Source organism: Azoarcus taiwanensis (assembly GCF_012910885.1).
GTDB classification, from domain to species: domain Bacteria; phylum Pseudomonadota; class Gammaproteobacteria; order Burkholderiales; family Rhodocyclaceae; genus Azoarcus_F; species Azoarcus_F taiwanensis.
In genome coordinates this window covers 1-12788 of record NZ_WTVM01000116.1, presented here as the reverse complement: position 1 = coordinate 12788, position 12788 = coordinate 1, and the positions used below count along the sequence as shown (strand labels likewise).

Here is a 12788-nt window from a genome sequence, read left to right as displayed (position 1 = left end):
TGTGAATGTTTCAACACCATCACTTTGGCACATCGATGCCGTCAGGTAACGTGAGGGCTCCTCTCTGCTGAACCCCTGCAGCCTCACACCACCCCAGAGGGGAGGGAGGCGTCCATTACATCTCCCACAAGCAGTGGCCACCGTAGCACCTTGTGCACCTCCATCACCTGTGGGAGCGGCGTAAGCCGCGAACAGGCGTTTGCCTAACCGATAGACCGCAGGAAGCTCTCGGGCACGAAATCCTCGTCTGAGCGGGCTACTTCCAGAGCCAACATCACCGCCGCCCGCACCGCACCCGGCGACAGCAGGCCAGCAGGCAGACATCCGATGCGCGCATCCACGCCGGCGTCGAACACCGCTCCCTGTCCGCAACGCGAGGCCCTGACGACCACCAGACCCTTTGCGACTGCCGCCGCCAGTGCATCGATCCAGGCGTCCGGCACGCTGCCATTGCCGGGTAGCACCGCGACGATGCCTTGTGCGCCGGCAGCCATCGCCGCCTGGATCAGGTCCGGTGGTGTGCCGGCGGCGCAGTACACGAGATCGACCCTGGGCAACTTGCCGAGGGCCTCGGGCAATTGCAGAGTGTCGAACTGGCGCGCAGGCGCGGGCGCGAAGAAACGGATCGCTGGCCGCGTCGTGCCTAGATCCGCGGCCGTCGTGTCGAACGCAGCGAGCCGGTGTGCGTCGAGCTTGCGCAGCCCGAGCGCGGGCAAGATCCGCTCGCCAAAGCACAGCATCACTCCCCGGCCGGCCGCATCCGTTGATGCCGCACATCGGACAGCGTCGTACAGGTTCATCGGGCCGTCGGCGGACAGTGCGGTCGAAGGGCGCATCGCGCAGGCCATGACCACCGGCTTTCCGACCGGCAGCAGCAGATCCAGCGCGGTTGCGGTCTCTTCGAGCGTGTCGGTGCCGTGGGTGATCACGACGCCGTCGACATCCGGTTGCGCGAGTAACTGCCGGACCCTGGCGGCAATCTGCAGCCAGTGCGCCGGTGTCATGTCCTTGCTGTCGATGTTGAGCAATTGCTCGGGCAACACTCGTGCGACCTCGGCGACCTGTGGCACTGCGTTGAGCAGCGCACGGGCATCCACACCGCCGATGGCGTAGCCGCTGGTCTGGGCGGCGGAGGCGGCAGCGCCGGCGATGGTGCCGCCGGTGGCAAGCAGCGCGATACAGGGAAGCTGGCTCATCGCGACAATTGCCTCACTGGAAGGGGTGATCGTTGGGGTTGCGGAACAATTCGCGCATCGTCTCGGACATCGGGAAGTTCAGGTTCAGCCCGGAGTCCGGCAGTGGGCTCATGAACCAGCGCCGGTAGATGCGCTCGGCCTCGCCGGAGCGCATCAGTTGCGCGAGCGCCTGATCAACCAGGCGCTTGAAGGCGATGTCGCCTCTACGCATCATGCAGCCATAGGCCTCGAACGATTGCGGTGTGCCGGTCACGATCCAGTCGTCGGGACGATCGGCCTTTGCCAGTTCGCCATAGAGCAATGCATCGTCAAGCATGAAGGCGTCGGCCGCGCCGCGTTCGAGAGCAAGAAAGCTTTCCCGGTGGTCGCGCTGGGTCACGATCGTCATGCCTTTCTGACGCAACTCGTTCATCTCGCGCAACAGCCGCTCGGAAGTCGTGCCGGCTGTGGTGACCACCCTGCGGCCAGCCAGATCGGGAAAGTCGTGAATGCCGGACTCCTGTCGGGTCAGCATGCGTGTGCCGATGATGAAAATCGTGTTGGAAAAGCTCGCGTGCCGCGCGCGAAACGAGTTGTGGGTGGTGGAGCCGCATTCGAGATCGATCTCCCCGCTGCGGATCATCCGGATGCGGTTCTCAGACGTGATCGGTGTCAGGCGCAGCACGAGCAGCGGTTCGTCTAGATGGTGCCGAACCGCATCGACGATGCGCAGCGCAAGCTCGTGCGAGTAGCCCGCGACCTGTCCCTGGCCATCGTAGTATGAGAACGGGACCGACGATTCGCGGTGGCCCAGTGTGATATAGCCCCGCTCCTTGATGCGCTGAAGTGTGTCGGCGGTCGAGGGCTGCGCGAAGGCCGAGGCGATCGGCATGAACAGGCAGCCGAGGAGCAGGATCTGCCTTAGCAGCTCACGGCAGCGACTGCCGGCTGCGGCGGGGTATGTAGTCTGCAAAGGGGGTCACCCTCACGCAAGTTTCGAGTCGGGAAAGCGAGCCAGGCGGGGTAAGCGTGGTCGCCACTGACGAGATTCTAGCCCTGTCGGTAGCGACATGGAGCGCGCATTCCAGTTGATGTGCTGTCGCTGCCACCTGTTCAGGTGTCGTCCTGCGCTTCCTGTTGCTGCAATGCCCACATCCGTGCGTAGGCGCCGCGGCGCGCGAGCAACTCGATGTGGGTGCCGCGCTCGACGATACGACCCTGGTCCATGACGATGATCTCGTCGGCGTTCATGATGGTCGACAGCCGGTGGGCGATGACCATCGCGGTGCGACCCTCGGCGGCCTGTTCGAGCTGCGCCTGAATCGCCTTCTCGGTTTTGGAGTCCAGTGCCGAGGTGGCTTCGTCGAAGATGAGGATGGTCGGGTTCTTGAGCAGCGCGCGGGCGATGGCGACGCGCTGTTTTTCGCCACCGGAAAGCTTCAGCCCACGCTCACCGACCTTGGTCTCCAGGCCATCTGGCAGGCGGGCGATAAAGTCGGTCAGTTGCGCGGCCTCGGCGGCAGCCTCGACTTCTTCACGGCTTGCGTCCGGTCGGCCGTACTGGATGTTGTAGTGCAGGGTGTCGTTGAACAGCACCGTGTCCTGCGGCACGATGCCGATCGCCGCTCGCAGGCTGCTCTGTTTGAGTGCCCGAAGATCGAAACCATTGATGCGGATCGAGCCGCTGCCGACATCGTAAAAGCGGTAAAGCAGGCGTGCGAGCGTCGACTTGCCCGAGCCGGAGTGGCCGACGATGGCGACGGTGCTGCCGGCAGGGATCTCGAAATCAACATCGAACAGAATGGGTCGCTTGGCATCGTAGGCGAACCCGACGTTCTCGAAGCGGATTGAGGCCGGGCCGGGTGGCAGCTCGCGCGCATCCTGCGCATCGGCGATCTCCTTTTGCTGGCCCATGAGGCCGAACATGCGCTCGATGTCGGTCAGCGCCTGGCGAAGTTCGCGGTAGATCACGCCGAGGAAGTTGAGGGGGATGTAGAGCTGAATCAGAAAGGCGTTGACCAGCACGATGTCGCCGATGGTCATCTCGCCGGTGGCGACCCGTGCCGCCGCCTGCCACATCATCAGCGTGACGCCCACCGATACGATGATCGCCTGGCCAATGTTGAGCCCGGACAGCGAAAACTGGTTCTTCAGTTGCGCCTGGGTCCAGCGGTCGATCTGCTCGTCGTAGCGGCGCGCTTCGTATTCTTCGTTGTTGAAGTACTTGACCGTCTCGTAGTTGATCAGGCTGTCGATCGCGCGGGCGTTGGCCGCCGAATCCAGCTCGTTGGCATGGCGACGCAAGGCCGTGCGCCAGTTGGTGACCTTGACCGTGAACACGATGTAGGTCGTCAACGTGACCAGCGTGATGATCGCGAAGACCGGATCGTAGTTCAGCAGCAGGATGCCGATGACGAGGCCGATCTCGACCAGCGTCGGCAGGATGGAATACAGCGTATAGCTGATCAGCGAGTTGATCGAACGGGTGCCGCGCTCCATGTCGCGGGTCAGCGCGCCCGTCTGGCGTTCGAGGTGAAAACGCAGCGAGAGTCCATGCAGGTGACGGAACACCTGCAGCGAGATTCGTCGCACCGCCTGCTGGGTGACCCGGGCGAAGACGATCTCCCGCAACTCGGTGAGCAGCGAGTTGGAGAACCGCAACACCCCGTAGGCAAGCAGCAATGCCGCCGGCACCACGATAAAGGCCTGCTCCGGGGTGATCGTCAGCGCGTCGATGATTCCCTTGAACACCAGGGGCACCGCGACGTTGGCGCCCTTCGCGGCGATCAGGCACGCGAGCGCGAACAGTACCCGACCCTTGTAGGCCCACAGATACGGGACGAGGCTCTTCAGGGTCTGCCAGTCGTGGCGTTGGGTCGGTTCGGGGGCAGGCAGGGCAGTGGCAGGCGCGCGTCTCATGGCGCGATTGTAACCGGGGCAGGGTTGGGCGGATCAGGTGGGCTGCTGTGAAGCCGTCGGCCGCTCAGCCGAGCGAGAACAGACTTCCCGTAGTCGACAGCAACCAGTAGTAAAGATAAATCCGCGGAATGCGGAACAGCACCGATGCCGCGAGCACCATCGACCAGCGGATGCCGAGCACCCCGGCGGTCCAGCAGGTCACCGAATACGGGAGCGGTGTGATCGAACCGATTGCGACCGCCCAGAAACCATACTTGCGGATGAAGGTCCGGTGGTCTTCCTTGAACTCGCCGAACAGGCGCTGGGACCATTCGAAGTGCCCGAGCCAGCGCCCGATGCCGTATCCGGTCATGCCGGCGCATACGGACACGATACCGAGGATTCCCACGTAGATCGGCCACTCTTCGGACAGTCGGCTCTTCGCGATCACCACCAGCAGGATGTCCGGCGGAAACGGGGTTACCAGCGTGTCGGTAACCATCAGGATGGCCGCCAGTCCGACAAAACCGATGCGTTGTACCACCCACGTCGTGCCCGCGGTCAACTCGTCCTCGAACACGAAGCCGAGCACGCCCATCGCCACGATGAAGGCGACCAGAGCGACGAGAGCCTTGATCAGGTTCTGCTGAATCATGGGCGGCGAGAAGTCATTGAAACCGTTTCGAAAATCGGGGTGTTGTCGAGGCCGGCTGGAAGATGCCTTAAGCTGTTGTCGCCGTCAATCGAAATCGGATCGGCGCTGACGGGTTTCGCACACGAAAGAGCTGATTTGCATGCAAACGCGTATTGACAGCACGCGTCGGTTAGGTAAGATTCAAACAAACGTTTGAATGGCGGCAAAGATCGCCACGCGGCAAACAGGCTTATGGCACCCGGTAAGCCGATGTATGCTGAAACGATAATGCTTTCAACGCCACGCGGCCTTTGTGCCGCGTGGATGGTTTGGTGGTGGCCCGCCGGCGCAGACCGGCAACTCTGGAGGAGGAGTCAATAATGAGCTTCAAGCAAGGCAAGGCCGCATCGCGGCTGCCCACGCTCGGTATGAGCGCAGTCGCGACCGCGGTCGCGCTGGCATTCGCCGGTCCCGCGCCGGTGCATGCGTTCGAATTCACCAGCGCCAGTGGCGAGGTGACCGGCAGTTTCGACACCACGCTCTCCATCGGTGCGCTCTGGCGCATGGAAGGGCGTGAGAAGTCGCTGATCAGCATCGCCAACGGCGGTACGTCACGCGACCCGAACTCGGACGACGGCAACCTCAACTACAAGAAGGGCGAGTTGGTCTCGCTCGCCTTCAAGGCCACCCACGACCTCGAGCTCAACTACCGCAACTACGGCGCCTTCGTGCGCGCGTCGTACTTCTACGACGACGCAATCATGGGCAAGAGCGAACTCAGCCGCCGCTCACGCCACGAGGCCGGCCGCGACGCAGAGATCCTCGATGCCTTCGTTCGTGGTCGCTTCGACCTCGGCGGGCGTGACCTCAACGTTCGCGCCGGCAAACAGGTGGTGAGCTGGGGCGAGAGCACCTTCATCCTCAACGGCATCAACGTGCTCAACCCGGTCAACGTCACCCGTCTGCGCACCCCGGGTTCCGAGCTCCGTGAAGGCCTGACCCCGATCCCGATGATCTGGGCCTCGCAGGAGATCACCGACAACGTCTCGCTCGAGGCGGTGTGGATGGCGCAGTGGGAGAAGACCAAGATCGACCCGGTGGGGACGTTTTTCAGCACCAATGACTTTGTGGCGGTTGGCGGGAGCAATGCCTATACGGGGTTTGGTAGAAGGAACGACGCGAACCTGATCTCAGCGGGGAGTGGGGTGTTCCCCCTTGATCCCGTTGGGCAATTGATCGCGCCGCGTTCAAAGGATCGGACGCCAGGCAATGGTGGAGAGTACGGCATTGCGTTGCGAGCGTTCTTCCCAGAGCTGAACTTCACCGAGATCGGTCTGTATCACGTCAATTATCACAGCCGCACCCCGTATGTTTCTGGCTATCGCGGCGGTATTACTGCGCCGGCAACGATTGAGGCAGGGTGCACTGTTTTTGATGCGACGTGGTTCAGCATCCAAAGAACGCTTGGTGCAACTGTGCCGGCCGCAATGACTGCCGCCTGCAACTATGCCGCAGCAAACGGCGGTGCCGGCACCTACTTTGTCGATTATCCGAAGAACATCAAGCTGTTCGGATTGAGTTTCAATACCGCCGGGCCAGCGGGTATTGCATTGCAGGGCGAATATAGCTATCGCAAGAATCAACCTGTCCAGCTCCCGTCGGCCGAACTTCTGCTGGCGGCTTTAGGGGCGCCAAACCAGCTGACCGGGACAGGCAACACGGGTCCGTTGCCCTCTTCCTTCGTCGTTCCGTACGGGACCGAGATCAAGGGTTACCGCAGGGTGAAGATGCATCAGGTGCAGCTTACGGGAACCAAGGCATGGCCGCGCGTGCTCGGTGCCGACCAGTTGGTCATGGTTGGTGAGGTGGGCTACACACGCCTCCAACTCCCGTCGGACCTCAAGTTCGCCGCGGCGGGCTGCCATCTGCCACAACCCGGGTCGTCCAACTCGACTGCATTCGGCTCGAACAGCACGAACTGCTTCGCGACGAAGAACTCATGGGGCTACCGCCTGCTTGCTCGTGCGGACTATCCGAATGCCATTGGCGGCGCGACGCTGTCACCGCGGATCGCGTTTTCGCATGACGTCAGTGGTCGCAGCCCCACCTTTAACGAGGGCGCGAAAGCTCTGACCTTGGGTCTTGGCATGAACTACCAGCAACGCTGGCAGGCCGATATCGCCTATACGAGTTTCTTCGGCGGCAAGAAGATCAAGGGTGTAGATCCGGTGACATCTCCGCTCGACGGTTTCCCCGCAGGGCAGTCGGCTTCCTACGCCAGCCACACCAACCCGCTGAAGGACCGCGACTTCCTGTCGATCAGCGTCAGCTATTCGTTCTGAGAAACGAGCAGGTATTCAGGAGACATACGATATGCGCAAGACACTCACGATTCTCGGCGCGGCGCTGACGGTGGCGTTCGCGTCGACCGGGGCGTTCGCCCAGGTTTCGGCCGCCGAGGCGGCACGCCTCGGGCAGGACCTCACACCAATGGGCGCGGAACGGGCCGGTAATGCAGCCGGTACCATCCCGGCCTGGGATGGCGGCTTGAGCAGCGCGCCGGCCGGGCATGTGCCCGGTGGTCACTACGCCGACCCGTTCGCCGGCGACTCGATGCTGTTCACCATCGACGCATCGAATATCTCTCAGCACCGCGACAAGCTCACCCCGGGCCAGATCGCGTTGCTGGAGACCTACCCGACGTGGAAGATGAACGTCTACCCGACGCGTCGCAGCGCGGCCTTCCCGCAGGCGCACTACGACCAGACCATGGCCAACGCCACCCGCGTGTCGCTGGCCGCCGATGGCAGCACCTTCACCGGCACCACCGGTGGCATCCCGTTCCCGATTCCGCAGAATGGCATGGAGGCGATCTGGAATCATCTCGCGCGCTACCGTGGTGAAGCCTACGCGATGAACTGGAGCCAGGCGGCGGTGACCCGCACCGGCAGCTACACGCCGGTGCGCTTCGAGTACGAGTACGACTTCCACTATGGCAGTCTGACCAAGTCGCCGGATCAGATAGAGGAAGGAAAGCTGTTCAACTTCCTGCAGACCGTCACCGCGCCGGCACGACTCGCCGGCCAGATTCTGCTCGTGCATGAGTTCGTCGATCGCCGTCAGGCCTGGACCTACAACCCGGGCCAACGCCGGGTCAGGCTGGCGCCCAACGTCGCTTACGACAATCCGGGCACCGCTGCCGATGGTTTGCGCACCAACGACGACTTCGACATGTTCAACGGCGCGATCGACCGTTACAACTGGGAGCTGGTCGGCAAGCGCGAGATCTACGTGCCTTACAACGCCTACAAGCTGGTCGGCAACACCATCAGCATGGCCGACGTATTGCAGGCCGGGCACGTTAACCCGGATCACGCTCGCTATGAGTTGCACCGTGTGTGGGTCGTCGATGCCACGCTGAAGGAAGGCACCAGCCATATGTACAAGCGCCGCACTTTCTACCTCGACGAGGACTCCTGGTCCATTCTCGCGGTGGACAAGTACGACGCGCGCGACCAACTGTGGCGGGTGTCCGAGCTGCACACGATCAACTGGTTCGACATCCCGATGGTGTATCCGAACCTGGAGGTGCACCACGACCTGCAGTCGGGTCGTTACATAGCGATGGGTTTGCGTAACGATGAAGCCCGTGTCTATGACACCATCGATGCCCGTCCGGCACGTTTTACCCCCGCCGGCCTGCGCGGAGCGGGTACCCGCTGATGCATCCCGGCAGCCTGCCGGAAGGACAGGCTGCCGGTTTTGCCGTGCGCACCGTTTCGGCGGTGTCGCGGGGCGGCGTCGCCGCAGTGCTCTTGTCTTCCCGCTTTTTCCTGCAAACAGGCGCACGGCCAGGCCGTGAGCCCGGGTCTCGTCACGCCGACGAGTTCCGCACAGTCAACTCCAGGTCATGAACAAAGCCGTCGGATTCCTCTTCACGCTGTTTGTGCTCGCGATGGCTGCGATTGCCTTCTCCGAGCGCAGCGACCCGCCGATGCCGCCGACCGAGGTGCGCATCGAACACATGCTGATGCTCGACGCCGTGATCGTCGAAGACCGAATCGTGACTGTCGGCGAGCGTGGGCGCATTTTTGTGTCGGACGATGGCGGACGCGAGTGGCGAGCCGCCCGGGTCGATGGCGAGGCGACGCTCACCGCGGTGACTCGCGTCGGGACAGACATATTGGTCGCGGTTGGTCACGACGCCGTGATCCAGCGCAGTACCGACCGTGGCGCGACCTGGACACGTGTTCATGAGGATGCCGAAGCCGAGGAGCCGCTGCTGACCGTACATTTCGATGCCGACGGCCATGGCTTTGCCGCAGGTGCCTATGGGCGCTTCATGGAAAGCGGCGATGGCGGCGAGAGCTGGATTGAGCGTGATCTCGACGGTCTGGATTTTCATTTCAATGCGTTTGCCGAGGCCGCAGACCTGCTGATCCTGGCCGGCGAGGCCGGCACCTTGTTGCGTTCCGAGGATCGGGGCGAGAGCTGGGAGATGCTGGATCCGCCCTACGAAGGTTCATTCTTTGGCGCGCTGGCGCTGCCGGACAACGCATTGCTGATCTTCGGCATGCGAGGCCACGTATTCCGCACCGACGACGGCGGTGACAGCTGGCATGAGCTTGAAACCGGCTCCCATTCCTCGCTTTTTGGCGGAAGAGTGCTTGCAGACGGTCGTGTGATCCTGGTTGGCCAGAGTGGCGCGGTGGTGGCGAGCGAGGATGGCGGACGGAGTTTTCGCACGCTCGCGGGCGCAGAGCGTCTGGTGCGCGCGGCGGTGGTCGGCGTCGGAGACGACGAGGTGTTGTTGATTGGGGAGGAGGGTTACGAACGCGTGCGCCTGTCCTCCTTGCGTGAGGAGACCGACTGATGTTCAAGCGTTTCGTCGAGACCCTCGGCGCGTTGCTGTTTGCCCGGCGGGGAGTATTCCTCGCTCTGTTCGTGTTGCTGACCGCGCTGCTGGCCGCATCCTCCAGCCGGCTTCAGGTCGATGCGGGTTTCGAGAAGATGATCCCGCTCGAGCACGAGTACATGCAGACCTTCATGGAGTACCGAAACACCTTCGGCGGCGCGAACCGTGTTCTGGTGGCGCTTCGCCAGCACGAAGGGGACATCTACAACGCGGGTTTCATGGCCAGGCTGAAGGCCGCAACCGACGAGGTGTTCTTCATCCCCGGAGTGGATCGGGCGACGGTGACGTCGCTGTTTACACCCAACGTACGCTTCATCGAAGTCGTCGAGGATGGTTTCGCCGGTGGCAACGTGATTCCCGCGGATTTCGAAGGCAACGCGCGGGACCTGGAGACGGTACGCGAGAACGTGCTGAAGTCCGGACGGGTCGGGCGCCTGGTGTCGAATGATCACCGCGCGGCGATGATTACCGCCGAGTTGCTGGAGATCGACCCGAACACCGGCGAGCGGCTGGATTATCTCGCAGTGGCACGGCAGCTCGAGGAGTTGCGTGAGCGTCATGCTGCGGACGGGCTCGACGTGCACATCATAGGTTTCGCCAAGGCGGTAGGCGACATCACCGACGGCGCGCGCGGTGTGCTGATGTTCTTTCTGGTCGCGTTTGCGATTACCGCGGTGCTGCTGTTCTTCTACTCGGGTTCGGCCAAGCTCGCTGCACTGACCCTGCTGTGCGCCATGGTCCCGGTGGTGTGGCTGATGGGCCTGCTGCCGGTGATCGGCTTCGGCATCGATCCGATGTCCATTCTGGTGCCCTTCCTGATCTTCGCCATCGGGGTCAGCCATGCGGTGCAAATGACTCACGCATGGAGGCTGGAGATCATGGCGGGCGCCGTGCCCTTGGAGGGTGCGCGGGGGGCTTTCCGGCGCCTGTTCCTGCCGGGTTCGATGGCCTTGACCACCACGGTGGTCGGTTTCCTGGTCATCATGCGCATCGATATCGACATGGTTCGCGAGCTGGCGCTGACCGCTGCGCTCGGTGTCGGACTGATACTGATCACCAACATGCTGCTGCTGCCGGTGCTGCTGTCCTTCACCCGCCTCGACGAGAAGGCACTCAAGCGAAGCATGGCGGCCGAAACCAAGGACCACTGGCTGTGGAGCAGGCTGCGCGGACTCGCCGAGCCCAAGCGCGCGACTGTCGTGTTGCTGATCGCCGCAGTGCTGGTCGGCGCCGCGACCTGGAAGTCGCGTGACCTGCGCACCGGTGACCTGGGGCACGGCATCCCCGAGCTGCATGAAGATTCGCGCTACAACCAGGATGCTGCGGCCATCGTCGACTCCTTTTCGATTGGCGTCGACGTCTTGTCGGTGATCGTTCAGACCCAGGGTGTGGACGGCGCCTGCACCGACTTCGAGATCATGGATACGATCGACCGCTTCGAGATGACGATGCGTGGCGTCCATGGTGTGCAGTCGGTGGTTGGTCTGCCCGGAGTGGCCAAAACCATCAACGCCGGCTGGAACGAGGGCAGCCCCGCATGGCGGGTGCTGTCGCGAAACCCGGCGGTGCTTGCACAGTCGGTCACGCCGGTCGACACCGGCACCGGCCTGCTCAATACCGACTGCAGCGCGATGCAGGTGCTGATCTTCACCCGCGATCACGAGGGGCCGACGATCTCGCACGTCATCAGAGAGGTGAAAGCGTTCCGAGAGGCGCATCGGACGGAGAACCTCGACTTCCTTCTCGCGTCCGGCAACGTCGGCGTGATGGCAGCGACCAATGAAGCCGTGGATGCTGCATCGATGGCGATTCTGGTGATGGTGTTCGGTGCGATCAGCCTCTTGTTCTTCCTTGAGTTCCGCTCGTGGCGGGCCACGCTTTGCATCATCCTTCCGCTGATGATTGCCGCGGTGTTCTGCAATGCGCTGATGGCTTTGCTGGGCATCGGTCTCAAGGTGTCGACCCTGCCCGTGGTGGCAATCGCGGTGGGCATCGGGGTGGACTACGGGATTTACTTTTACGAGCGCATGTCGCACCGCTTCGAGCACGGTGACTCCCTGCCCGACGCGTTCTACCAGGCGCTCGCCCAGCGTGGCACTGCGGTGATGTTCACCGCGACGACGATGGCGGTCGGAGTCGGCACCTGGACCTTTTCGGCACTCAAGTTCCAGGCGGACATGGGGCTCGTCATGGCACTGATGTTCCTGATCAACATGCTTGGTGCGCTATTGCTGTTGCCGTCTATCGCGGCACTGCTGCTGGGCGACGAGGCAAAGAAGAGCAAGGCGGCTGTTTCGGGTTGAGCAATTGTTCGATGCGAGTGAAATCTGAGCTGATCGTAGATGTGCGATCGACTCGCCATTGCAGTGGCCGAGGTTCGCGGCTTACGCCGCTCCTACAAGCCGTGGTGGCGACAGTAGCGAATGCGTGTCCATTACCTGTGGGAGCGGCGTGAGCTGCGAATGCAGTTAGAGACTTTGCAGCGAAGGTGAAACGTACTGCAGGCGAACTGGCCGCCGTTAATTCGACTGCCGGTGTTGACAGGGACGACGCCATCCGTACAATTCAAACGAACGTTTGAATGAGGCTATGGTCTCATTCGAGGAGACAACGAAAATGAGCGCCACTACCGGACGCCACGCCCCAGAGACCCGCCACCGTATTCTCGATGCCGCCGAAGCATTGTTCGTCGAGCACGGACTCGAAGCGACCTCGATGCGGATGATTACCACCCAGGCCGGCGTGAATCTTGCCGCAGTCAATTATCACTTCGGCAGCAAGGATGCGTTGATCCAGGAGGTGTTCAAGCGTCGCCTGGTGGAGCTCAACCGGCAGCGGCTGGCCGCGCTGGATGAGGTGGAGTCGCGAGTTGCCAGCGAGGGGCGTACGGTCAAGCCGAGCCAGGTGCTCGAGGCATTCTTTGGTCCGGCGCTGGCACTTGCGAGCGACACCGAGCACGGCGGCCACACCTTCATGCAGTTGCTCGGTCGGACATACACCGATCCGAATGCTTTTGTGCGCCAGTTTCTGGCCGAGGAGTACGCGGAGACGCTGAGTCGGTTTCTGTCGGCGCTTTATGCCTCGTTGCCGGGTGTGCCCCGTGACGAAATCCTGTGGCGCTTCCATTTCATGATGGGGGCGACCTCTTACGCTGTCTCTTATACCC

At 62.6% G+C, this 12788-nt stretch carries 9 protein-coding genes; 5 read left to right on the top strand and 4 right to left on the bottom strand.

Annotated features, from left to right (window positions below; genetic code table 11):
• Positions 1–203: 203 nt before the first annotated feature.
• The 4 genes from GPA21_RS15655 to GPA21_RS15640 all read right to left on the bottom strand — a co-directional run bounded on the left by GPA21_RS15655 (position 204) and on the right by GPA21_RS15640 (position 4728).
• Positions 204–1196: an asparaginase gene (locus tag GPA21_RS15655; protein ID WP_168989064.1), complete on the bottom strand. Its 993-nt coding sequence runs from the start codon at positions 1194–1196 to the stop codon at positions 204–206.
• A 13-nt stretch (positions 1197–1209) separates the two neighbouring features.
• Positions 1210–2148, bottom strand: coding sequence for a transporter substrate-binding domain-containing protein (locus GPA21_RS15650; RefSeq protein ID WP_246262002.1), 939 nt, complete (start codon positions 2146–2148; stop codon positions 1210–1212).
• Between the two features lie 140 nt (positions 2149–2288).
• Complete coding sequence (locus GPA21_RS15645) at positions 2289–4094, bottom strand: ABCB family ABC transporter ATP-binding protein/permease (protein WP_168989063.1); 1806 nt, start codon at positions 4092–4094, stop codon at positions 2289–2291.
• 64 nt (positions 4095–4158) lie between these two features.
• Entirely contained in the window at positions 4159–4728 is a 570-nt protein-coding gene (locus GPA21_RS15640) for a YqaA family protein (RefSeq protein ID WP_168989062.1), read from the bottom strand.
• Between the two features lie 359 nt (positions 4729–5087).
• On the opposite strand from GPA21_RS15640, the gene GPA21_RS15635 reads away from it, so the two are divergent.
• The 5 genes from GPA21_RS15635 to GPA21_RS15615 all read left to right on the top strand — a co-directional run.
• Complete coding sequence (locus GPA21_RS15635) at positions 5088–7049, top strand: DUF1302 domain-containing protein (protein WP_168989061.1); 1962 nt, start codon at positions 5088–5090, stop codon at positions 7047–7049.
• A gap of 31 nt (positions 7050–7080) precedes the next feature.
• Positions 7081–8430, top strand: coding sequence for a DUF1329 domain-containing protein (locus tag GPA21_RS15630; RefSeq protein WP_168989060.1), 1350 nt, complete (start codon positions 7081–7083; stop codon positions 8428–8430).
• 187 nt (positions 8431–8617) lie between these two features.
• Positions 8618–9580 carry a WD40/YVTN/BNR-like repeat-containing protein gene (locus GPA21_RS15625; RefSeq protein WP_168989059.1) on the top strand — a complete coding sequence of 321 codons (963 nt, stop codon included), beginning with the start codon at positions 8618–8620 and terminating at the stop codon, positions 9578–9580.
• Positions 9580–11925 (top strand): efflux RND transporter permease subunit, encoded by a 2346-nt coding sequence (locus GPA21_RS15620; RefSeq protein WP_168989058.1) that lies wholly within the window; start codon positions 9580–9582, stop codon positions 11923–11925. The genes GPA21_RS15625 and GPA21_RS15620 overlap by 1 nt, the downstream gene beginning before the upstream one ends.
• A 313-nt stretch (positions 11926–12238) precedes the next feature.
• Positions 12239–12788 (top strand): TetR/AcrR family transcriptional regulator (locus GPA21_RS15615; RefSeq protein ID WP_168989057.1); only part of this gene is annotated, 550 nt, incomplete at its 3' end.

Bases quoted from the DNA above. Each gene is read 5' to 3' on its own strand.
- GPA21_RS15655 (WP_168989064.1), bottom strand. From the start codon at position 1,196: ATGAGCCAGCTTCCCTGTATCGCGCTGCTTGCCACCGGCGGCACCATC.
- GPA21_RS15635 (WP_168989061.1), top strand. From the start codon at position 5,088: ATGAGCTTCAAGCAAGGCAAGGCCGCATCGCGGCTGCCCACGCTCGGT.
- GPA21_RS15620 (WP_168989058.1), top strand. From the start codon at position 9,580: ATGTTCAAGCGTTTCGTCGAGACCCTCGGCGCGTTGCTGTTTGCCCGG.
- GPA21_RS15625 (WP_168989059.1), top strand. From the start codon at position 8,618: ATGAACAAAGCCGTCGGATTCCTCTTCACGCTGTTTGTGCTCGCGATG.
- GPA21_RS15630 (WP_168989060.1), top strand. From the start codon at position 7,081: ATGCGCAAGACACTCACGATTCTCGGCGCGGCGCTGACGGTGGCGTTC.
- GPA21_RS15640 (WP_168989062.1), bottom strand. From the start codon at position 4,728: ATGATTCAGCAGAACCTGATCAAGGCTCTCGTCGCTCTGGTCGCCTTC.
- GPA21_RS15645 (WP_168989063.1), bottom strand. From the start codon at position 4,094: ATGAGACGCGCGCCTGCCACTGCCCTGCCTGCCCCCGAACCGACCCAA.